This is a genomic window from Aneurinibacillus sp. Ricciae_BoGa-3 (assembly GCF_028421645.1).
Lineage (GTDB): Bacteria > Bacillota > Bacilli > Aneurinibacillales > Aneurinibacillaceae > Aneurinibacillus_B.
The window spans coordinates 45767-65936 of the sequence record NZ_CP116888.1 but is presented as its reverse complement, the minus strand read 5'-3'; the positions used below and the strand labels follow the sequence as shown (position 1 = coordinate 65936).

Below are 20170 nucleotides of genomic sequence, written 5' to 3'. Positions count from 1 at the left end.
TAGTATATAAATTATTCTTTTTGGTGTTTACAAAGAACCTTGAGCTTAAAGTTACCTTGCACTTGTTGGTTCAAACCTTTTACTTCTGAATGTTCCTGTTGCATGCGTTTCAACTATAGAACACCTGAATCATTGATTTTTACTATTATAGACAACACGAAAAGAAAGATTCTTTATGAAATTCGTTGTTGCTTATGGAGGGACATAAGTCTTTCAAGACAACTATTGGCTTTTTCAGGACAAAACTTCCTTATTCTAGAACCAAAGTTCAAATGCTAGAACATGGTTCGACACGATTAACCTTGTAGAATACACCTAACCGTTATATATTGACTATAAACAAAATTAAAAGGGAATAAGGAGGAATTTTTTTATGGAAAAACCGATTTTAATTGCTAGAAGATATGAAGGGGAAGAAATTTATTTAGAGGAGAATAGTCGCTTTTTAAACACCATCGTGGTAGGTCCTGCTGGTTCTGGAAAAACATATTCTGTGTTATTACCGATGATAAAGCAAGATATTGAAAACAAAAGGGGCGTCACTATCTTTGATAACGTAGGGGATTTAGCAATAAAAGCTTATGCATTAGCAAAAAGTAATCGAAGAAAAATCGTGTATATTAATCCGTTCGGAAATATAGTGAAATTTAACCCCATGAAGGGAACAGAAGAAAAAGTCATTAACTTACTTCAAGCATTATTTTCGAGCTATTATAAGGATAGCGATGAACTCTTTAAGTCAATGGGCAAACTCTTAATTTCGAACGCTGTTAAAGTGTTAAAACGGCTTCACGGGGATAACGTAACCTTAAATGATTTGCTACATTTTATTCAAAATACAGGAGGTGTGGGTAGAAAAAAAGTGGTGGAGTTTACTCGTGTAACCACAAACAAAAAAGACCCACAAGAAGCAACTATTATCCAATCCTGGTTCTTAAATGAATACTTTCATGAAAAGGGAGAAACCTTTCTTTATGGCATAAACGTTCGGATTCTTTTTTCAAAGCTTTTAACCGATAGTGACGTGTATGACATGTTGATTGAAACACCTGATACAGACCGAGTTGAACTTGACTTCTCTCAGCATATTCAACGAAAAGATGTTGTAATTATTGATTCTCAAAGCTATCGTAAGGGTGATGCAGGAGAACTTTTGATGCAACTTCTATTCCTGTCGTATCAAGAAGCGGTTATAAAGCAAACGAATAAGGTCACTCCAAATTTCTTATATGTAGATGAAGCCGCTCGTATTGATAAAATTGCAGAAAACTTCATGCGTGTGTGTCGAAAATACAAGGTTGCGCTTGTGGCTGGAACGCAAAGTTATGCGCAAATACCAACCCTTTTGTCCAATGTAAGAAACCATATTTTAATGCCATTTCTACAAGGTAGGGATTTGGAAGAGGTGAGCCGATTCCTGTTGGATATAAACCGTGCTGAGATAGTGAAAAAGATGCAACTAGGTGAACTCTTTCTTTTTCTAGACAATCGTGTTCAAAGCGATAGGGTATTAGGCAAAGCAGAAGCGATTCCGCTTACAAAAGAAGAACAAGAATTTATAGCAAGAAGAAGCAAGCGATATGAAAAAGAATTGCAATTGAGTTAGAAAACGAACCGTATGGAATTAGGAATCAACTTCTGGTTGGTTCCTTTTTTTGATGGGTTTAGCTTGTTAGGAAAGGAAGAAACAACGAAAAAAACACAGGTGAATTTACCTGTGTTCTTGTGCTGTTAGGAAATTCCCCAAATCCTATAATGCTTCTTGATAATCGAGTGTAGTTACCGTTCGTTGTGCTAACAAACCGAAAGCAAAAGGTTTCACGGTTACTTTGTCTAAGAACCAGGAAGCTACGAATTTTTCACTAATCAGTTGATTGGCAGTCCGAATCGCTTCTTCGTCATGTGAAGCCTCTATATTCATGGATTCTGAAACCAAATTATCCTCATTCCATGTCATTACATATATAACCTGTTGATTGTTCTTCTTAAGTAAATTCCTCTTTTCTCACAAATATGTTTGATAAAACGCCTTTATTTATTGAAATGATTTACTATTTTATACAGCGGATAAGTTGTTTATAACGAGTATGTAATAGCCATAATGGAACCTTATTGATAGCAAAAAGACTGGCTATGTTAAACCAGTCTTTCTCTTTGTTTTATTAGAGACGTTTGGCATAAAGGAGAATTGCATATTATTTACAAAAATTTTTCAAGGATTTGCTTTGGTTTTTCGTTATTTTGAATAAACACTGTCCGTTCTCTGTACAATACATTAACAATCAGAAATTGGATTCCTATCAGGGATAAATTCGGGAGGTATTGATATGAACGAGTGCCTATTACGTATTGAAAAATTAAAGAAAGAAGATGAAATTCTTCGTTTGCAACAAGAGGTATTAGAACTTGAAGTGAAGATAAACAAAATCGATAAATCGAAGGAAATCAAAGAGCTACAAAAAATCAGGGCTGAAAAATGCTTTGAACGGATTATGTTGGAACAGTCGTTTGAGAAAGAAATTGGGGAAGCGATTGTAGCCTAACGAAAGGATAAAGAGGTGTGAAAGCCTCTTTTTTTTTTGCAAACTAATAATTCTTTAGGGTTTTTCTATAATATATGAGTTTACAAAATACAGGCGATGCAAGTCATCAGATGATAAGGAAGGCAGGAATCAATAATGGGAGAATACCTAAAACATCCAAACGCTTTAGAGGAAGAAGAAATCAAGTATGCCGTTTTCAGAGGAATGGATTTCTCAAATTGTAGTACCTGGTTTTCTAAAAAGACATTAAAAGAACTACTGGCATTAGGTTACGGTAATCACTATGGGACATTTAAAGGAAACTCGGACACATTGAAAAAACTCATTGATAACTATGAGGCATATGATACTTCTTATGTCCAATACGAGGATTTTTTGGTGATTGAAGTACCTACCGAACATGTCGATAGGTTAAAAGAGTTTCTCTTAGTTGAGAATATCGGATTTGTTCTTTACAAAGAGGAACAGAAACTCCTGGTTATTGATAGCCGTCAGCTTCATCGAGTAGAAGGGTACGGTAAGCAATTAAGCATACACATCAAAGCTATGCCTTATGAATATGTTTCCGAAAGAAACTAGCAATAAATAAGGAGAAGAAGAGGCAATTTTATTGTTCTCTTCTTTTTAAAATTGACAACGGGAAGGAAGAAATATCATGGTCATTCGTACAGATTATATGGGGCAAGAACAGTTTACAACTGATTATTATTCAGAAAAATGGACGGTTCTCTATGATGTAGACGGAGTCAGCCTATACAAATTCTTTTGCAAACTAGATTGGGCAGAGCGTTATGCGGTTGTCTATAACAACCAGACAGTTAAGGAATTTGAAGATTATGCTACCGCCCAAAACTTTATGGATGGTGTTGCCGTAGGTTTCAAATTAAGTCAAAAGAATGGGACACGTCTTAAGTGTGAGTAAGAAAAAAGTATAATGCAAGCTAAAGACATAAATATAAAGGGTGGGAATATATGTTATTTGACTTTTTAAAGACAGGAGCTTTATTAATTTCAACTGACTGGTCAAGATTGATTGTATCCTGTCTCTTTGTCATTACTATACATGAAATGGGACATGCTTTCGTCATTGCTTTATTTAAAGGCAAAATTAATAAGATAAGTATTGGAATGGGAAGAGAAATTATTCGATTCAAAAAGTTATCGATTGGCGTCAAGTTTTATCACGGCGAAGTGAATTGGGATGCTTCTGCTCCACACATAAACAATATACAAAAATTTTTTATATTGATAGCGGGAGCGTTGCCAACTTTAGTGGCTGTAATACTATTGTTTTCATCGGTCGATTTTCACTCGATTTTACTTGAAATGAAGGAACTAAAGCCGTTTCATTTTGTAGAAGCATTTGTATTGGTCGCTATGTTGAATTTGGTTAATTATATACCAGTAAAAAAACTAGGAACAGATGGGTATTTGATTAAAACGTTATTCCAAAATGGAGTCAAATCATAATAGATTTCTTTAAAAAGCTCTTTTTAAAAAGAGCTTTTTTATATGTCACGTATGAAAAAATAGACAATAGGAGAAAATGATGAAAAAAGGTAGAGGTGATGACGAATGGCAATACCTGCAGAAGCCAGCATGGTTGAAAAATCCCCTGTTGAAATCTATCAGATGGTCTTACGTAAAGAACTTAAACGGTTTCCAATACGATTTTGGGTTCGACCGCATCTTTATTACCACACAAAAGCAATAATGACGTATGTCCTCGAAGAACTATTTCGTTGGAATGAAGAGGATGTTAAAAAAAAATTAAATGTGGATTTCTTTGCTGAATATAAATTAAGCGGGTTACTCTCCGCATTTCATGGTTCCGTATTTTTGGTTATCGATTGTGTCTATCCAAATCGGTATAGTAAAGAAGATTTTCAGGACAAAAAACCCGTAAAAAAATGGGATAAAGAAGCGGGCATCGTTGCGATAAGAGATTTGATAGAGAATCGATTGAAATGGACAGAGGAAGAGATAAAAGAGAAGTTTAGCAGAGCATTATTGACCGAAAATGGGATGACATCCTTGCTCAAACTACATAATGATTCTATCTTTTCTGTATTGGATACAGCCTATCCCAATCGGTACAAGGTATGGGAACTGAAAAAGCATCGGGTAAATGACTGGAACAAGCAAAGAGCAAAAGAGGCAACGAAATGGCTAATCGAGCAAAAGTTAAAGCTCGACATCGCTTGGGAGATTCCGTATCACTTAACGATTGCCACTTTTGTTCAACACGGGCTAATCAACATGCTTACTGCTCTATATCCAGAAAACCCTAGTCAAGCCGTTTCAGACGCCTATCCAGATGAAGAGCATTTGCAAAAGATTAAGCTACATCCCTACTGAAAGTGATAGCGTTTGGTATATAAATAGAGATTTAGAATCGAGAGCGTAGTGGGTACGCTCTTTTTTGTGCAATAAATTTTCAATACTTATAGATAAAAATTACTAGACCGTGAACGAAAGATTTGAATGGAAGTGGTAAAGAGGCGTAAAAAACGCCTCTTTTTTTAAACCACTTAAACAAAAAAGAACCTCTCGGAAAGAGAGGTCTCGGTAACTTAAATTTTGAAACGCTGAATGGTTGTTTGAAGGGTTTCAGCCATGTTCGATAATGTTTCAGAAGAAGATGTGATTTCTTCCATTGAAGCCAATTGTTCTTGCGTAGCCGCAGACACATTTTGTGTTCCAGCCGATGCTTGTTGTGCAACTTCCTCAATAGTTTGGAACGATTCAACAATACGCTTGGTTCCATGAGATAGTTCAGTAGAGGAAGATGCGACTGATTGAATTAACTCACCAACCTCGTGTACCATTTTATCAATTTCATAGAAAGAATCTCCCGCTCCATTGACTGCTTGCATTCCTTGTTTGACTTCTCCTAATACATGCTCCATTGACTCAACTGCTTCATTTGTTTCCTGTTGTGTAGCGTTTACTAATTCTGTAATTTGATTAGCGGAGTCTTTGGATTGTTCAGCTAGTTTACGAACTTCATCGGCAACAACGGCAAATCCACGTCCATGTTCACCTGCACGAGCCGCTTCGATGGCGGCATTGAGAGCCAATAAATTGGTCTGATTTGAAATATCGGTTATCATTTCTACAATGTTGCCAATTTGAAGGGAACGTTCGCCTAGACCTTTAATCATTTCTGCTAACCGATTTACGGTTGTATCAATGGATTCAATTTGTTCAACGGCAGACTTTACAGAGCCTTTTCCATTATCAGCTTTATTCGCTGTTTTTTCTGATTTGGTAAAAGCAACACTGGTATGGGTATCAATTAATTCAACAACTTCGGATACACGTTTAACAATATCAGATGTTTCCTCAATGCTTGAGAATTGTTTCTCGGTTCCGTCTGCAAGCTCCTGAATCGTATTGCTAATATCTTCGGTAGCTTTGCTTGTTTGTTCTGCACTTGCATGAAGTTGACTAGAGTAGGCACTTAACTGTTCGGAGTTTTCTCCCACCTGTTCAATTAACTGAGCAAGCTGGTTTCTCATGTTGTTGAAATCATTAGCTAGTTTTCCCACTTCATCTTTTGCGTCATCTTTAAGTTCAATTGTAAAATCGCCTTTTCCTGCTTCAGTCAAGGCATTAGATACATGATTAAGTCTCTTTCTTAGCCGTCTAGTATAGAGCATGACTAAACCAACCGATGCAATAACGAGAATAATAAGAACTGTAATAAATACTTTTAAGATGTTATTGATTGTGGAAGATACAAGCTCATCAGATGCCCCGATATACAGAAGACCAATTGGTTTACCTGTTGCATCTTTAATCGGAATATAAGCGGTTTGAACTGTCTTACCCGCTACAACCGCTTCCCCAAAATAACTCTGTCCTTGTGTTTCAGCAAGGTCTACAACGTTTTGTGATACCTGCGAACCTTCTATTCGTTTTCCATCTTGGTAAACACTGGTTGCTACTCGAACATTGCCTAAAACAATACTAAAGTTGTCTCCTGTTATTTTATTAATAGCATCAACAATATCATCATTACCGCTGATTTTTGTTGACCCTTTGTACAGTTGATTATTCTGATTATTCCAGTCACCAGGAAATTTAGCATCCATTATCATTTGAGCTAGTTTTACATCACCTTTTGCTTTTTCAATACCTGATGCCTTTACTCCTTTTGAAACTTCATTGAGTACGACATAACCTAAAACTGCGGAAAGAATCAACATAATCGCAACCACAATCAGATTGATTTGCATTCCAATTTTCATGTTTCTTAATTTATGCATTTTTCTACTCCTGTTTATGTTTTTGTTTTTTTGATAGGTCGATTTTAGGATATGTTTAGACTTTAGTCAACAAAAATCGACACATATTTTATATAATGTGACAAAAAATAAAACTTATCAAGGTTGATAACGCTTTCTGCTAATCCATTTGGCTTATTATGTCGATATAGAAAAAAGGACTTATTGAGTATGAGAGGCGGAAGTATGGAACTTATTGAAAATTTACAAGTCGGAAACAGAATAGGATTACGGAAACGTAAAACATCAGAGTTAATAGAAGTAAAGATTATCGAGAAATATCCACGATATCTTGTTACGCAAATGTTAGTTGGAACACAGGAGCAGAGTAACATGGTTACCGAATGTTTCTTGCTTACCGATATACAATATCAAACCCATTCTAGTTATGAATTCGTGTTAGGAAATTAAAGGGGTGTAATGAAGCGAATGGCGATACAATTACTCGAAAAACGATGCAAGAACAATGCGTGCCAAGTGAAACTTACTCAATTTGAGATGGAAGAAAAAGAAGGCTATTGTATGGATTGTTACAAAGACCATCATCCAAAAATGGAATCTGCAGAGAAATTTAATATCTTTAAACGCAAACAAATAGCAAGATAATTTCATAAACCCGTTTGTAACCTAAAAAGAATGGTGAGTAAAATCGTCATTCTTTTCTTTATGTATGGCATATAAGTATCGAACTCCATCCTCCCTTGAATGTGCTCTCAATTTGCATACACTGATTTTTCTTTTGTAAATGCATATCATAATAGCAGTTTATATAAAAAAGGTAGATAACATCTCATTCTAATAGGGGGAACAATATATGTTTAAACGTTTTCGTAGTACAGTAGAAAAAATAATTGTAAAACATGGTCATATCAGCTTGAAAGATTTTTATGCTTCAAGCAACGTAACAATCAAGGTACAAAGACCACACTTTTTGGACTTCGTAATCGAGAAAACGGGCAACACCATTTTTGTCGGCTACTATCGCAAACAAAATGGAGATTTGATTTCTGACCCTATTTTCGTTTTTGAGTATCGTGAAGAGACTGAGTATGGTGAGGATAAATGGTTTCCGATTCGCTTAGAGCAGGTACTTGATGATAGAACCGTCGGTCTTTTGGTGAACGAGCAATATCGCTATTATCCAAGTGCTTTTAAAGATGTTAGGTCGTTTGCGACGAACTGTGCAACAGAATGGAAAGCCTACTACTTAGAATAGGGAGGAACATCAAATGACCGTATCAACTAAAGCAACTCCCATAAAAAATAGAGGGTGATTAAAATGAGCGAAGTTAAATTGCTAAGAGGTATCATTCCAGAAAGCCTTGTTTGTCCTGATTGTAAGAAAGACAAAATGTATTACACGGGTGAAAGCATTGTGCAATTGGATGAAAAGGGTATGCGTGGAGCGTATCTTGTTTTTCGCTGTCTCAATAGAAAAGAAGAATGTGATAGCAACGATAGACGTTGGATTTATTATCCTGACGATAAACGTATCGAGTTAATGAACAAAGGAATAGTAGCAAAATAAATAGGAGGCATACAATATGCAAGCAAATGCGATTTATGGAATCATCGGCAAACAACTGACCCTTCAGGATATCGAAAACCATAAGCGTGAAGGTTTTGTTACGAATCAATCCGACTTAACCCAATACAATGGCAAAAAGTTTACGATTGTTCGTTCATTGGTTGAAGGAGAAGTGGATTTAGTTGTTGCACCGATGTTCAAGGTAAGATTTGAAGATGGATTCGAGACAGACGCTTATATGGATGAAGTGTACCAAGAAAGTTTATTGGCATTCATCAAGGAAGAGAATTTGGTTCGAAATTAAATGAGAAAAAGGGCTATTCGGTTTATTCAGTTGAAATGAAAATTAAAAAATCCATTTTAACAAGAAAATGGTAGAAAGAAGCTTAATGAATACAGAAGAACATGAGGTGAAATAAATGCCGCTTTACGAAAACCCTGAACGAATAGCAGAAGTCGAAGAGGAACTTTCTCGCACATGGACAAAGTTTCGGGCGGGAGATACATGCAAGGTAGTCGGAGGTTATCCCGATTTAATTGGATTAGAGGTCACAATCAAATTCCCTTATGCGTTTCCGATTGACGGAGAGCAAAGCTATATTTCAAACCAAACGCCATGCCCGTTCAAAGAAAGCGAATTGGAATTCGTTCGTCAAAACCTGTATGGGCGATAAGCACCGTATGAATATTTTGTTTCATCAGTTGGAAATTGAATCACAGCTTTCAACCCTAAAATCCGAACACAGAAAAAGAAAGAGACCGCTTTTATTTTGTCGGTCTCTAAGATATTAAAAAAGAAGAGCGTTAATGCCTCTTCTTTTTCTTTTTATTTAGTTTCCAATTATTTTGCCAAACATTTTCTGTTAGAGCATTCATACTATGTGTACAATATTCAGTAACATCACCAATATCCCACTTTACATAGAGAACCGTACCTCTACAACTTTCAACTTCGCAACATTCATCGAAGTCTGTAGTAACAATCCCTTTTTCTGTTCCCTGGGCATTGATAACATAGACAGTATCTTCGTCTGTACAGTCTAACCTCTCCCATAATGAAGGTTCTTAGTCTTCCGTATTTTCTTGAAAAATCGGAGTCTGTTCCAACATGGTCTATTTTAAGAACGCAATTGCTTCTGCCTCATGTCCTTTATAAAAGGTATCCAATGGGTCAATTTCCCCTTCTTGTTCAACAAAAACCACATATAGAACTGCATCCTGTGTATTTTTTGTCCATATAAATCCCAACAGAACCATTTCTTCTTAGTGTTGTTTGAAATCAAACTGCATAATATATAAGAGTTTTAATGAAAAAGGTAAGATTTGTTCTTACTTATTCATGTAAAAACAATCCGAATAAAGGTGGAAAATTGATGGCAACCAATCAGAAATTAGTTATTGTAGAAAGTCCATTTGCAGGGGATGTTGAAGGAAATATCCAGTATGCACGTATGGCAGTAAGGGATAGCTTGTTACGGGGTGAAGCTTCTATCGCATCCCATCTTCTTTATACACAAGAGGGGATTTTAGATGACAATATCCCTGAAGAAAGACAACATGGGATTGATGCAGGATTAGCCTGGGGGAAAGTCGCTGAAAAAACGGTGGTTTACATCGACAAAGGAATTAGTCGGGGAATGGAATATGGGATTCAACGGGCTATAATTGAAGGTCGCCCGCTTCAGTTTCGTAGTTTACCTGAATTTGCTGGTCGCATAACAATAAAAGAGTGTGAGGAAAAATATTTAAAAGTTCACGTTTAGGTCTGATAACATACAGAATGAACGGTATTCGTTATGGTATAATAACATAAGAATAATCCAGCTATAAAGCGAGGGATTGTAATGAGCGACATCGATAAAAAACTTGACATTATCTTGAATACGATAGTTGAATTTAAAGAGGAATTCAACACCTTTAAAAAAGAAACAAATGATAAGTTAGAGCGATTAGAAAATACTATGCTTCGTATGGAATCTGACCAACCAAAAGATATCAAAGCCATGCTTCAACAAATCAATGAGAAGCTGGATGAACGTGATTTTGATATACAGGCACTTAATAAGCGAGTGTTTAAAGTTGAATCACAAATTGAACGGTTATCACAACAATGAAGGATTAGGAGAGAGCGTAGTCAACTGCGCTCCTTTTTATTTATTTCACTAAAGTACATATAAGGTTAATAACCGAGAACCAAAAATGTGAATAAAGAAAGGAAGGGGAGGAAACATGGTAAAATTACTCGTTTTTTATCTTGTTATTATCAATTTAATGGGCTTGTATGTGATGTATGCGGATAAAGAAAAAGCCAAACGGGGGCAGTACCGTATTCCAGAGAAAACATTGTGGAGAATTGCCCTTGTAGGCGGAGCATGCGGAACGACTTTGGGCATGCGTTGGTTCCACCATAAAAACAATAAATCACCGTTTAAAGTAGGATTTCCAACTGCCGCTATTGTTGAAATTGTACTTATGATTTTTCTATTTATCAAACTGTCTCATTAAGGAAAAGGAAAAAGAGGCTTCCTTCTCTTTTCATTTATAATGGGTAAAACAAAAAAAGAAGAGAAAACGTGAGCGATTTCTCTCCTTTTTTGTTATCCTATTTGAATGAATAACTTAATTTTCTTCAGCTTTTCGATAAATCTCTTCTACTTCAGCTTGATTCAATTTCCCTTCTTTTACTAATTGTTTAATGGCTGTTTGAAAATCCCCACTTTTAAGGGCTAAAATCAAAAGCTCTTCCAGGTTTTTTTTAATAATTCCTTCCATTTCCTCTTTGATAATATCCATCTCTTTTAATACCTCCCATATCCTTTTTTGACCGCTATCACTTAAATATTTTTTAACGAGTACAAAAAGAGTGCCAGTTAATTTTGCTTTTTCCAATTCATCAGCCATTTCTTGTATATCTTTAACAACAAGGATAGTATCCCTCTCAATATCTTCCTTATTCTTATTGAAAAGAGGGCGATATAGAATAATCATTTTTTCTTCTTCAGTTAATTCGACGTTTGGATTAAGGCGAATTTTATCAATGATTTCTATATATGACTTTTGTTGATGAACTTCATTTAGAAAAATAGGAGTAAACCGATATTGTATAGCTCCTATATCAAACAAAGAATTAACAGTACCCCTTCGAATATGAGGAGCATAAATCACTACAGTATTAAAAGTGAATTTTGAGATACGTTTATCATCCTTATACTTATTATACAAACCCATTACATATCCTGCAAATCGAAAAGAATCATGTTTCTTAACTGTTGTTTGATACTCAACATGAAGAAATGTGTCGTCTTCTAATAAGTAGAGCGTATCTGCTTGGTCATCTTTTGTTGAGACATTTAGTATCTCTGTTGGCAATACTTCCTTAACTTTTGATGATTCATAGGATAGAGCCTTTAATGGAACTTGTCCAACCATTTTTTGTGCCATTAATCGTTGTACAATATCCATTCCATTACGATGTATTTCCATGCCATCCTGTTTCAAATTATCATCTCCAAATTATACTATTGCTGTTCTTTTGAACTCCTTTCTTATATTTCTTTTATATTTTACTCAAAGAACAATTCAATTAACATTCCTCCCTTAGATAAGTAAAAAACCTGTTTTATCAAAAAGACTATAAAAAATAGAAAATGAGTCTGAATATGATTTACCACTTCATTAGAGAAGTGGTCTTTTTTTTGTTCGATTGTTTAGAGAAGGATTCGCATATGATATATGGTCATTTATTTGAAAACGGATTTCTATTTGAAAAAATTACTTAGGAAAGATGTAAAAAGGGAGAGGAAAATGATAGTATTTCATGGTTCAAAAGAATTTTTTGATACGTTTGATTACAGCAAAATTGGTTTAAATGGAACAAGTGAAGGAAAAGGATTTTATTTTACGGATAGTATGAGTATTGCATCAGGCTATGGAGAAAATGGATATTTGTATACGGTGGAGTTTAATGGAAAGAAATCACTTAGCAGTGAAAAGAAAACCATTACACGTCAACAGTTGAAGAAATACCTGTTAGCTCTGGATAAAGAAACAGAATACCTATCCAATTGGGGAGACAAAGACTATGAAGGTCTGGAAAAGGTATTGAATGAAGCAGTTCGTGGGGAATATGAACAAAGTGATAATGATGTAGACATGATTTCTGGTATTGCGAACACATGTGGAGATATGGAAACCAGTTTATCCTTGGTCTATCAAATGTTAGGTTATGACAGTATTATAGTAGATGCTGAATGGGGGAACGGTCAGCGAATCTATATTGCATTAACTAATGACATTATTGAAATGGTTGATGTGAACACATTAAACATAGCGTAAAAAGAAGGTAGGTATCTATTATATCGATAATACACAGAGATTTCTGAGAAAATGCAAAAAAACATGGCGAATTCATATGCGAATTGCCATGTTTTTTTGCATATTATTTAACCTGTTTTTTTACATTTTGCACCTCAAAAGAGAACCCATTATTGTAAAAACAAGATGCCTCTTTTTTGTTAAGCTACTAGTTTAGAAAAATAAGTGGTATAGTGTTCCATTCCAATACTATTTCTTCGTTTTACGGAATCTAATTTCGCAGTACCAGAAGTAGTAGCGTATCCGCTTTTCTTGTAGTCTTTCACAAAGAAAGATTCAATCCAATTCGCAAATTCTTCATAGGAACGGTTCTCTTCTTTTGCTTTTCTTGCTACATATAAAAGCGTTACGGTTTTGGATGCCCCAAAGGATTTTTTAACCGCTTTTTCTTCTAACAATTTGTATGTTTCGTTTAGATAGTGACCAAGCTCTTTCAATTCCTCGATATTTTCCGCTGTAAAACTCTTTTCATCGAGAAAACGATTGAGGGTGTTATTATCTAATCCTGTATTGTTGTCTGTTTTTAATACAGATAATGCTTTTAACAACATATCAGAATGAGTGTCATTATTCACGGCACTTTCACTGAATCCTGCATTAAAAACTTCCAGTTCTTTAAGTGACGCAATTCCAAAGAGTAATTCATACGACATTTTTGATTTCCGTAATTGAGAAGGTTTGAGAATTTCTCCATTATTCCAGCGTTGGAACAATTCAGCTTTCATTTTTTCATCAAGGTCATCATAGCTCTTAATATCTAAAATCAAAGCCATAATACGCTCTTGGAAATGCTGAGGCAGGTCATCAAAGGACATTCCACTAATATCTATCTTTACTTGATTTCCGTCTGCATCAAAACAACGAACAAAGGCATTTACCAAAGCAAAGCGACCCCGAATATAGTCTCGAATTGTAGTTAAACGCTGTTTTCCATCCAATACGTTTCTGAATTTCTTCTTATTGTGACGAACAATTTCTGTTTTAATCTCCCCAATAGAAACTTCTTCTAGAATCGAAACAATTAATAGAGATTTTTTGATGATGGGCCATACACAGTTGCGTTGAATCGGGTCATTGAATTTAAACACTTCCAAACGATTCATAAATTGTGCTACGCTCATTTCATCTCTACTTACATCGATGGTGAAAAATCCCCATTTCATACCAGGTTGAGGAACAATAATACGAATTTCTTCTTCTTTCATTTCTGTACCTGTTGTCATCATTGCTGTTTCCATTATCAAATCACTCCTAAGTAAAATATGTTGATTAAACGCCTGTTTTATAAAAAATTTTTATATTATATGCCTTTTGCTTTGATTTAATAAAGAGAGAAGGAAATAAACGTAAACAAGTAGGGCTGAAAGAAGATGAATGGACGAGTTTGTTTGTATGTAATGCCATCTTGAATGACGGTAATTTTTACTATATACTTACATAAGTATCCATCTGTTTTATTTTTGTATAAGGGGGATTACTATATGAGTGAAGATTTAAGTGATTTTCTAAAACAAAAAGAGAGTAAAGCGAATGAAGAACAAGTAAACTGGATGAAGGTTAAAGAAAATTATTTAAACGAAGTATCGATATTTTTTGACACCATTAATAATTGGATTAAAAATGAAGTAAAACAGGGTTTGTTAAAAGAAAACAAATATAAAAATTCTCTTCAAGAATACCAGATAGGTACATACCAGGTAGATGCTCTTGGTTTACAAACAAAATATGGTAAAGCTATTCGTATAGAACCTGTTGGAGCAAATTTCATGGGAGTAAAAGGAAGAATTGATATCTATTTAAACAATACCAGAATGGATAATCCTGATTATTATGTTGTTCTGACGGATAGTGGTTGGAGACTCGTAAAAAATGGACAAACCGTAAGAAACAGTACTGAATTCAACCAATCTGCATTTACAAATATTCTTAAGGAAGCATTTCAATAAAAATAGCTATCAATGAGCTTCCGTTCATATACGGAGGCTTTTTTATTGCTAAAAAAGTCATAGATTGAATCTATGCCTCTTCATCTTGCATTCGTCTTAATGCCTCATTCATGCCATTATTAATCGTGTAATAACAACTTTTGCATAATTCATGCCCATAGGCTAAATAAACACTCTTCTCCTTTCCGCAAACCGTACACAACTCTTGTTCTTCTTTTTTATTATGAAGCTCACTTGTTGTCATACTTAAGACCTCCCATGTTCTAAAATGAACACCTTATCTGTTACGTTTATTTATGATATGTCCTTCTCTGAAACTCATAACAATCGAGTTAATTCTCACCAAGCTTCGTTAAACCGAACTTGAATTTCCCAAGAAATATATGTTATCTTTGACTATTGTCGTTTTAATTATATCATAATGACAATAGTCAATATATGTGGTATATTTCTTTTATAAAATCTTAAAAGAGGAGTGGAGTTGAGACAGTTAAATCCATGATTTGAGAAGTTTTGAGTAAATAATTACCAAGTACAAAAGAATGAAGATGGTATACAGTGAGAGGGTAGAAGCAGGGTATAATTTGCCTTCGGTGTAAGGTTGAGTTCAAAGCGGTTAATCCAGAATTCTTGCTAATCGTGATGCCCAAGAGGTAATGTAAATACCTCTCTAGCAAAATTTATAAGAAAAAAAGGGGAATTTCAGAAGAGTGTCTAAGCAAGCAGAACAAGAATGGCGAAAAGTTATTAAACAATATGAAATACCGCACCACATGAAGAGTATCTGGCAAATGATAAACACATTGGTTCCGTTTTTTGCATTGTGGGTTGGAGCCTATTTCTGTTTATCCGTATCGTACTGGTTGACTCTTTTACTTTCAGTCATAGCGGGTTTCTTTTTAATAAGAGCCTTCATTATTTTTCACGACTGTTGTCACAAATCGTTTTTTAAAAGTCGAGTAGCCAATAATATTGTAGGAACACTCACGGGAATATTGGTTTTCTTTCCCTATCAGAAATGGGCAATGGAGCACAATATTCATCATGCGACCAGTTCCAATTTGGATAAGCGAGGTATCGGGGATTTATGGATTTGGACGATTGATGAATATCAAAAAGCTCATGGTTATAAGAAGATATTATATCGACTATACCACCATCCAATCCTCATGTTGGGAATAGGTCCTGCCTTGGTGTTCCTGATTCAATATCGGTTTAATCGAAGAGGTGCAAAACTGAAAGAACGGTTGAATACGTATTTAAGGAATATTATCCTCACAATTCTTGTTGTCTTCCTATGCTGGTTAATCGGTTGGAAGTCCTTCCTTTTAGTCGAAGTTCCTATCTTTTTCGTCTCTGGAGCGATTGGTGTTTGGCTGTTTTTTATCCAACATACGTTTGAGGATACGTACTTTGAAAGAGATAAAGACTGGACGTATGTGAGAGCCGCCATGCAGGGCAGTTCTTTTTATAATCTCCCGCTAGTTTTTCAGTGGTTGACAGGAAACATCGGATTTCACCATATCCATCATTTGAGTTCACGAATTCCAAATTATAATTTGAAGAAAGCCCATGAAGAAAATCCAGACTTTCAGCAAGCTGAGACGGTGACACTAGCAAGAAGTTTACAGTCAGTTAAGTTGAGCCTATGGGATGAACGGAATAAAAAATTCATCAGTTTTAGAGAGTTGCCATTATAACTTTGTATGGAATAAAGTTCACTCTCTATCGAAAGCACCAAGTCCGAAAAGGATTTTGGTGCTTTTTTTATTTCAAAAGCTTGTTCTTCATAGTACGAGAAATGGACAGCATAGTTATTATTTCGAATCTCTTCCAAGTGGGCGACGTGGTTTACAGAAAAAGCAACCCGTTTGATAACAAAAATCACATTGTGGTGAAAAACCCGATTTCACCTTTAAATCCTGGTAATCAATATTGTCAAAGAGTATAGAAAATATTCCATAAATATAAGGAGAATCCACTATATAATCCGATTACCCCTAAGAATCAAGGCATGTTTGAATTCCAACTTCAATAGTTTCAAATCGAAAAACTGACACGATTGTCAGCTTTTTATTATTATTGTTACGAGTTCTAATAAAAATAACGGAAGCGAGTACAATGAAGTATTCATAATAAAATAGTGGTCTTTGGTGACAAATTCATTAGGGAGGAATTCAAATGAATCAATTTGTAACCATGTTTAGAGAAAAGGAAAACTTGGAGTTACGGGATATTATTCAGTGGAAAGAAAAAGGGACAAGCAGATACTCAACCCGTTATTTGATTTACAAAAAAGAAAACGGACATATCGGGTTATTAGATGTTCAATCCGCTGTTTCTAGTGGACTGGATTTTTGCAAGATAGAGGATTTAGAAGACTATCTTCTAAAACTAGAGGTGGGTCACAATAAAATTATCGTTACACCATCATCAGAATGGGTGGTTTATGTTCCTTAAGAATGAATAAAATTCTCAAAAATATCCTGCGCAATATATGTGCAGGATATTTTTTCTTTTCAAAATAAGAATGGGTTCGCTTTTTGCTAAACATCATCTGGCAATTTTTTCTGTGATATACTAATTCCATTAAATCAAATGGGAGGAAGTATATGCCAAATATGATAGGTCTAGAAAAAGGTTATCTCATTAAAGATGTGGCAATCTATTTAAGAAAAAGTAGAGGTGATGTAGACTTAGACTTGGATAATCATAGACTTGCATTAACTGAAATATGTGAGGCATATGGCTATAGATATAAGGAGTTTGCTGAAATCGGGACAAGTAACAGCGTAGATGACAGACCCATTTTTTTAGAAATGTTGGAAGAAATTCAACAAGGACTTTATGATGCTGTTGCTGTGGTTGAAATAGAAAGATTGGGAAGAGGCAACGATGAAGACTGGGGTAAAATTGAAAGGATATTAAGAGATAATGAAGTGTTAATTATAACACCTGAAAAAGTGTTTGATTTGGAAAACGATGAAGATGAATTTCAATTAGACATTAAAAAATTCTTGGCGAGAGTAGAGTATAAACAAATTTCTAAGCGATTACGTAGAGGAAAAATACTAGGAGCAAAACGAGGAGAATGGACGAATGGAAAACCACCATTTCCTTATTTTTATAATCGTGATAAACATAGTATTGAAGTGGATGAAAGCAAGCGTGAAATATATAACTTAATAAAAGGTAGAGCCTTAAACGGATATACAGCCGAACAGATTGCTTGGGAGTTGAATAAATTAGGACATCAAAGTCCAGGTGGGAAATCGTGGACTTCAACTGCTGTTTATCGTTTATTATATGACCAAACGCATTTAGGAAAGATAGTATTTGCAAAACAAAAGGGAAGCGGACATAAAAATAAAAAAACCAAAGCGTTAAAGGTTTTTCCGCAGGATGAATGGATAGTAATAGACGGGAAACATGAAGCAATTAAGACCCTGGAAGAACACAATAGAATATTGGAGTTGTTTGCTAAAAGAAGGGTAATTCCAAGAGCATCGAGGAGAGGTGCGTTTACATTAAGCGGTTTGGTTTATTGTGCGAAATGTGGTCACTCCATGCAGTTTACATATAATGGACAAAACGACATTGAATACGTAAAGAAATGCCAGAAGTCGGACGAACTTGGAAATAGGTGTGGTAATCCAGGCACAAACGTAAACGAAATCATTAAGACTGTCTTTCAAGAAATAAACAAAATAGAAGATAAACGATTAAACGAGAAGTATGATGTATTAGAAAGTGAGTTAATTGTGCTTAGAAGCTCTATAAAAGACAAATATGATGCGATAACTAAGCATGAGGAAGCGATTAATATTCTACAAGAGCAGAGGGAAGATGGGGAAATAAGCAAAGAAAGATTTTTGGAAAGAAAGCGAATAAGGGAGGAACAGATTCAAGCATTACAAAATGAAATTGTTGAATTAGAAAAAAGGTGTGAAAAAAGACCAGAAGTGAAATCATTACAAGAAGCTTATTCTGAGTTTGAAAACTTAAACGATAATAAGTCTAAGAATATCTTTTTGAAGAGCATAATTAATAAAATTTATTACACAAAAGATGATGACGGAATGATTACTGTAAACATAAATTTTCGATAGACATATAGATGCCGTGAAAGTGAATGGAATAACGAACCTTCATACATTCCAATTTTCTTAGCCTATTCCAGGAATTTGGCGTAACAGTATTAAAATATTACATTTTCAGGAGAGTAGTGAAACTTCTCTCTTTTTTTGTTGTTTCAATAAATAGGAAGATAATAAAGTAGTGGTGTTTGTAAATATATAGAGAGATACATATAATCAAATATCTTTTTATATAACAGGAGGAGTTTCTATGGCTCTATTTTTGGATGGCGACATCATGTTTTATGTTGTTTTGTTAGGAATTTCGCTCTTTGCTCTGTATTGCTATGTGTGTTCACATGAGATGGGACACGCATTGGCAGTATGGTTTTGTGGAGGCAAGGTAGACAGAATTGAATTCGGCAGGGGCAGACCATTATTAAGTTTTGGGAAATTTTCATTTGGCGTTCAGTTTTGGGATGGGGTTTGTCATTGGGATGATACACCTCACCATCAATTGACAAATGGAGAAAGATTATTCATTTGTTTGGCTGGAATGGGTTTTAATTTTGTTATTGGCATCTGCACTTTCTTAATGATGTGGCATTATCATGTTGGATATTTTACGTTTTGGGGAATGTATGGGACATTAACGATAATAAATCCAATAAACACACTCATTCATAAAGGGAAAGAAGGGACAGACGCTTATCAAGCGAAAGATTATTGGGTGAGAATGAAAGAATCAAAGAACAGTCAAATAGCTGGTTAGTTCTTAGAAAGGAATCAACTTCGGTTGGTTCTTTTTTATGTTTTGATGGTGGTGGGATTGGTATAACGCGGTAACAAAAATATTGATATAAGCACATATAGGCCATATAATACATAATATAAGATGTAAAATTTAATTTACAAAATTGGTAATTTGGAGATATAAAAATGTTAAAAATAAAAGACGCAAACAGATTATCGATGACACATCCAGTTATCGCACAAGAATGGGATATGGAGAGAAATGGTGATTTAACTCCTGATGATGTAAGCTATGCCAGTAATAAAGAAGTTTATTGGAAATGTAAAAACAAAGATTGTAATCATTCATGGAAAACTCGTATAGATAGTAGAACTGTTGCTAAAAAGGGATGCCCTGTTTGTGCAAGAAAAACAGACAAAAAACGTCTGAAGAAAAAATGGAAAGATATTAAAGTCGGAGACATTTTTGGAGCTTGGAAAGTTTTAGATATAAGCAAAAACAATTCTCCAAACAAGTATGCTGTATTGTGCGACTGGAGTAAATCGAGATATACATGCTGTTCGTTTAATAAATAACTTAGCAAAAAAATGTAAATCTTGTAATGTTAAAGAAATTGGTAGAAAAAGAAAGTTATCGCATGAAACATATATTCAAAGACTT

At 34.8% G+C, this 20170-nt stretch carries 27 protein-coding genes; 22 read left to right on the top strand and 5 right to left on the bottom strand.

Going from position 1 to position 20170, the window contains the following annotated elements; all coding sequences use genetic code 11:
- Positions 1–373 precede the first annotated feature (373 nt).
- Entirely contained in the window at positions 374–1606 is a 1233-nt protein-coding gene (locus PP175_RS25645) for a type IV secretory system conjugative DNA transfer family protein (protein ID WP_272443949.1), read from the top strand.
- Positions 1607–1750: 144 nt separating this feature from the next.
- Here PP175_RS25645 and PP175_RS25640 read toward each other — a convergent pair whose 3' ends face one another.
- Entirely contained in the window at positions 1751–1957 is a 207-nt protein-coding gene (locus PP175_RS25640; RefSeq protein WP_272443948.1) for a hypothetical protein, read from the bottom strand.
- Positions 1958–2327: 370 nt separating this feature from the next.
- Between PP175_RS25640 and PP175_RS25635 the strand changes: the two genes are divergently transcribed.
- The 5 genes from PP175_RS25635 (at position 2328) to PP175_RS25615 (ending at position 4901) form a co-directional block, all read left to right on the top strand.
- Positions 2328–2543 carry a hypothetical protein gene (locus tag PP175_RS25635; RefSeq protein ID WP_272443947.1) on the top strand — a complete coding sequence of 72 codons (216 nt, stop codon included), beginning with the start codon at positions 2328–2330 and terminating at the stop codon, positions 2541–2543.
- A gap of 135 nt (positions 2544–2678) precedes the next feature.
- The gene (locus PP175_RS25630; RefSeq protein ID WP_272443946.1) at positions 2679–3122 is read left to right on the top strand and encodes a hypothetical protein; all 444 of its coding nucleotides are present in this window, start codon (positions 2679–2681) and stop codon (positions 3120–3122) included.
- A 76-nt stretch (positions 3123–3198) separates the two neighbouring features.
- Positions 3199–3465, top strand: coding sequence for a hypothetical protein (locus PP175_RS25625; protein WP_272443945.1), 267 nt, complete (start codon positions 3199–3201; stop codon positions 3463–3465).
- 50 nt (positions 3466–3515) lie between these two features.
- Positions 3516–4013, top strand: coding sequence for a site-2 protease family protein (locus PP175_RS25620; protein ID WP_272443944.1), 498 nt, complete (start codon positions 3516–3518; stop codon positions 4011–4013).
- Positions 4014–4118: 105 nt separating this feature from the next.
- Positions 4119–4901: a DUF4046 domain-containing protein gene (locus PP175_RS25615; RefSeq protein WP_272443943.1), complete on the top strand. Its 783-nt coding sequence runs from the start codon at positions 4119–4121 to the stop codon at positions 4899–4901.
- Positions 4902–5116: 215 nt separating this feature from the next.
- On the opposite strand, the gene PP175_RS25610 is transcribed toward PP175_RS25615, so the two are convergent.
- Positions 5117–6814, bottom strand: coding sequence for a methyl-accepting chemotaxis protein (locus tag PP175_RS25610; protein ID WP_272443942.1), 1698 nt, complete (start codon positions 6812–6814; stop codon positions 5117–5119).
- 189 nt (positions 6815–7003) lie between these two features.
- Here PP175_RS25610 and PP175_RS25605 point away from each other — a divergent pair, with 189 nt between their 5' ends.
- The 9 genes from PP175_RS25605 to PP175_RS25565 all read left to right on the top strand — a co-directional run bounded on the left by PP175_RS25605 (position 7004) and on the right by PP175_RS25565 (position 10865).
- The gene (locus tag PP175_RS25605; protein ID WP_272443941.1) at positions 7004–7243 is read left to right on the top strand and encodes a hypothetical protein; all 240 of its coding nucleotides are present in this window, start codon (positions 7004–7006) and stop codon (positions 7241–7243) included.
- An 18-nt stretch (positions 7244–7261) separates the two neighbouring features.
- Positions 7262–7438, top strand: coding sequence for a hypothetical protein (locus PP175_RS25600; protein ID WP_272443940.1), 177 nt, complete (start codon positions 7262–7264; stop codon positions 7436–7438).
- A 208-nt stretch (positions 7439–7646) separates the two neighbouring features.
- Entirely contained in the window at positions 7647–8048 is a 402-nt protein-coding gene (locus PP175_RS25595) for a DUF6908 domain-containing protein (RefSeq protein ID WP_272443939.1), read from the top strand.
- A 63-nt stretch (positions 8049–8111) separates the two neighbouring features.
- Positions 8112–8360, top strand: a complete 249-nt coding sequence (locus PP175_RS25590; protein WP_272443938.1) for a hypothetical protein — start codon at positions 8112–8114, stop codon at positions 8358–8360.
- A 16-nt stretch (positions 8361–8376) separates the two neighbouring features.
- Entirely contained in the window at positions 8377–8664 is a 288-nt protein-coding gene (locus tag PP175_RS25585) for a hypothetical protein (protein ID WP_272443937.1), read from the top strand.
- 115 nt (positions 8665–8779) lie between these two features.
- Complete coding sequence (locus tag PP175_RS25580; RefSeq protein ID WP_272443936.1) at positions 8780–9034, top strand: hypothetical protein; 255 nt, start codon at positions 8780–8782, stop codon at positions 9032–9034.
- A gap of 699 nt (positions 9035–9733) precedes the next feature.
- Positions 9734–10123, top strand: coding sequence for a DUF7768 domain-containing protein (locus PP175_RS25575; protein ID WP_272443935.1), 390 nt, complete (start codon positions 9734–9736; stop codon positions 10121–10123).
- Between the two features lie 81 nt (positions 10124–10204).
- Positions 10205–10474, top strand: coding sequence for a hypothetical protein (locus PP175_RS25570; protein WP_272443934.1), 270 nt, complete (start codon positions 10205–10207; stop codon positions 10472–10474).
- Between the two features lie 115 nt (positions 10475–10589).
- Positions 10590–10865: a DUF1294 domain-containing protein gene (locus PP175_RS25565; protein ID WP_272443933.1), complete on the top strand. Its 276-nt coding sequence runs from the start codon at positions 10590–10592 to the stop codon at positions 10863–10865.
- A gap of 114 nt (positions 10866–10979) precedes the next feature.
- On the opposite strand, the gene PP175_RS25560 is transcribed toward PP175_RS25565, so the two are convergent.
- On the bottom strand, positions 10980–11858 hold the full coding sequence (locus PP175_RS25560; RefSeq protein WP_272443932.1) for an RpnC/YadD family protein: 879 nt from the start codon (positions 11856–11858) through the stop codon (positions 10980–10982).
- Positions 11859–12164: 306 nt separating this feature from the next.
- On the opposite strand from PP175_RS25560, the gene PP175_RS25555 reads away from it, so the two are divergent.
- A complete protein-coding gene (locus tag PP175_RS25555) occupies positions 12165–12695 on the top strand; it encodes an ADP-ribosyltransferase-containing protein (protein ID WP_272443931.1) in 531 nt (176 codons plus the stop codon).
- 179 nt (positions 12696–12874) lie between these two features.
- Here PP175_RS25555 and PP175_RS25550 read toward each other — a convergent pair whose 3' ends face one another.
- Positions 12875–13972, bottom strand: coding sequence for a DUF262 domain-containing protein (locus PP175_RS25550; protein WP_272443930.1), 1098 nt, complete (start codon positions 13970–13972; stop codon positions 12875–12877).
- A gap of 243 nt (positions 13973–14215) precedes the next feature.
- Between PP175_RS25550 and PP175_RS25545 the strand changes: the two genes are divergently transcribed.
- Positions 14216–14680 carry a hypothetical protein gene (locus tag PP175_RS25545; RefSeq protein ID WP_272443929.1) on the top strand — a complete coding sequence of 155 codons (465 nt, stop codon included), beginning with the start codon at positions 14216–14218 and terminating at the stop codon, positions 14678–14680.
- A 70-nt stretch (positions 14681–14750) separates the two neighbouring features.
- On the opposite strand, the gene PP175_RS25540 is transcribed toward PP175_RS25545, so the two are convergent.
- Positions 14751–14924: a hypothetical protein gene (locus tag PP175_RS25540; RefSeq protein ID WP_272443928.1), complete on the bottom strand. Its 174-nt coding sequence runs from the start codon at positions 14922–14924 to the stop codon at positions 14751–14753.
- A 466-nt stretch (positions 14925–15390) separates the two neighbouring features.
- Here PP175_RS25540 and PP175_RS25535 point away from each other — a divergent pair, with 466 nt between their 5' ends.
- The 5 genes from PP175_RS25535 (at position 15391) to PP175_RS25515 (ending at position 20085) form a co-directional block, all read left to right on the top strand.
- Positions 15391–16380 carry a Delta(5) desaturase DesA gene (locus PP175_RS25535; protein WP_442870500.1) on the top strand — a complete coding sequence of 330 codons (990 nt, stop codon included), beginning with the start codon at positions 15391–15393 and terminating at the stop codon, positions 16378–16380.
- A 481-nt stretch (positions 16381–16861) separates the two neighbouring features.
- Positions 16862–17140, top strand: a complete 279-nt coding sequence (locus PP175_RS25530) for a hypothetical protein (protein ID WP_272443927.1) — start codon at positions 16862–16864, stop codon at positions 17138–17140.
- Positions 17141–17292: 152 nt separating this feature from the next.
- Positions 17293–18789 (top strand): recombinase family protein, encoded by a 1497-nt coding sequence (locus PP175_RS25525; RefSeq protein WP_272443926.1) that lies wholly within the window; start codon positions 17293–17295, stop codon positions 18787–18789.
- Positions 18790–19027: 238 nt separating this feature from the next.
- Positions 19028–19528 (top strand): site-2 protease family protein, encoded by a 501-nt coding sequence (locus tag PP175_RS25520; RefSeq protein ID WP_272443925.1) that lies wholly within the window; start codon positions 19028–19030, stop codon positions 19526–19528.
- Between the two features lie 167 nt (positions 19529–19695).
- Positions 19696–20085 (top strand): zinc-ribbon domain-containing protein, encoded by a 390-nt coding sequence (locus tag PP175_RS25515; RefSeq protein WP_272443924.1) that lies wholly within the window; start codon positions 19696–19698, stop codon positions 20083–20085.
- Positions 20086–20170: the final 85 nt, after the last annotated feature.

Excerpts from the sequence above, each read along its gene's own strand:
- PP175_RS25640 (WP_272443948.1), bottom strand. The coding sequence starts at position 1,957 with ATGACATGGAATGAGGATAATTTGGTTTCAGAATCCATGAATATAGAG.
- PP175_RS25550 (WP_272443930.1), bottom strand. The coding sequence starts at position 13,972 with ATGGAAACAGCAATGATGACAACAGGTACAGAAATGAAAGAAGAAGAA.
- PP175_RS25610 (WP_272443942.1), bottom strand. The coding sequence starts at position 6,814 with ATGCATAAATTAAGAAACATGAAAATTGGAATGCAAATCAATCTGATT.
- PP175_RS25530 (WP_272443927.1), top strand. The coding sequence starts at position 16,862 with ATGAATCAATTTGTAACCATGTTTAGAGAAAAGGAAAACTTGGAGTTA.
- PP175_RS25540 (WP_272443928.1), bottom strand. The coding sequence starts at position 14,924 with ATGACAACAAGTGAGCTTCATAATAAAAAAGAAGAACAAGAGTTGTGT.
- PP175_RS25620 (WP_272443944.1), top strand. The coding sequence starts at position 3,516 with ATGTTATTTGACTTTTTAAAGACAGGAGCTTTATTAATTTCAACTGAC.
- PP175_RS25545 (WP_272443929.1), top strand. The coding sequence starts at position 14,216 with ATGAGTGAAGATTTAAGTGATTTTCTAAAACAAAAAGAGAGTAAAGCG.
- PP175_RS25555 (WP_272443931.1), top strand. The coding sequence starts at position 12,165 with ATGATAGTATTTCATGGTTCAAAAGAATTTTTTGATACGTTTGATTAC.
- PP175_RS25625 (WP_272443945.1), top strand. The coding sequence starts at position 3,199 with ATGGTCATTCGTACAGATTATATGGGGCAAGAACAGTTTACAACTGAT.
- PP175_RS25590 (WP_272443938.1), top strand. The coding sequence starts at position 8,112 with ATGAGCGAAGTTAAATTGCTAAGAGGTATCATTCCAGAAAGCCTTGTT.
- PP175_RS25570 (WP_272443934.1), top strand. The coding sequence starts at position 10,205 with ATGAGCGACATCGATAAAAAACTTGACATTATCTTGAATACGATAGTT.
- PP175_RS25575 (WP_272443935.1), top strand. The coding sequence starts at position 9,734 with ATGGCAACCAATCAGAAATTAGTTATTGTAGAAAGTCCATTTGCAGGG.
- PP175_RS25515 (WP_272443924.1), top strand. The coding sequence starts at position 19,696 with ATGTTAAAAATAAAAGACGCAAACAGATTATCGATGACACATCCAGTT.
- PP175_RS25630 (WP_272443946.1), top strand. The coding sequence starts at position 2,679 with ATGGGAGAATACCTAAAACATCCAAACGCTTTAGAGGAAGAAGAAATC.
- PP175_RS25600 (WP_272443940.1), top strand. The coding sequence starts at position 7,262 with ATGGCGATACAATTACTCGAAAAACGATGCAAGAACAATGCGTGCCAA.
- PP175_RS25595 (WP_272443939.1), top strand. The coding sequence starts at position 7,647 with ATGTTTAAACGTTTTCGTAGTACAGTAGAAAAAATAATTGTAAAACAT.
- PP175_RS25565 (WP_272443933.1), top strand. The coding sequence starts at position 10,590 with ATGGTAAAATTACTCGTTTTTTATCTTGTTATTATCAATTTAATGGGC.
- PP175_RS25615 (WP_272443943.1), top strand. The coding sequence starts at position 4,119 with ATGGCAATACCTGCAGAAGCCAGCATGGTTGAAAAATCCCCTGTTGAA.
- PP175_RS25585 (WP_272443937.1), top strand. The coding sequence starts at position 8,377 with ATGCAAGCAAATGCGATTTATGGAATCATCGGCAAACAACTGACCCTT.
- PP175_RS25525 (WP_272443926.1), top strand. The coding sequence starts at position 17,293 with ATGCCAAATATGATAGGTCTAGAAAAAGGTTATCTCATTAAAGATGTG.
- PP175_RS25605 (WP_272443941.1), top strand. The coding sequence starts at position 7,004 with ATGAGAGGCGGAAGTATGGAACTTATTGAAAATTTACAAGTCGGAAAC.
- PP175_RS25580 (WP_272443936.1), top strand. The coding sequence starts at position 8,780 with ATGCCGCTTTACGAAAACCCTGAACGAATAGCAGAAGTCGAAGAGGAA.
- PP175_RS25635 (WP_272443947.1), top strand. The coding sequence starts at position 2,328 with ATGAACGAGTGCCTATTACGTATTGAAAAATTAAAGAAAGAAGATGAA.
- PP175_RS25645 (WP_272443949.1), top strand. The coding sequence starts at position 374 with ATGGAAAAACCGATTTTAATTGCTAGAAGATATGAAGGGGAAGAAATT.
- PP175_RS25520 (WP_272443925.1), top strand. The coding sequence starts at position 19,028 with ATGGCTCTATTTTTGGATGGCGACATCATGTTTTATGTTGTTTTGTTA.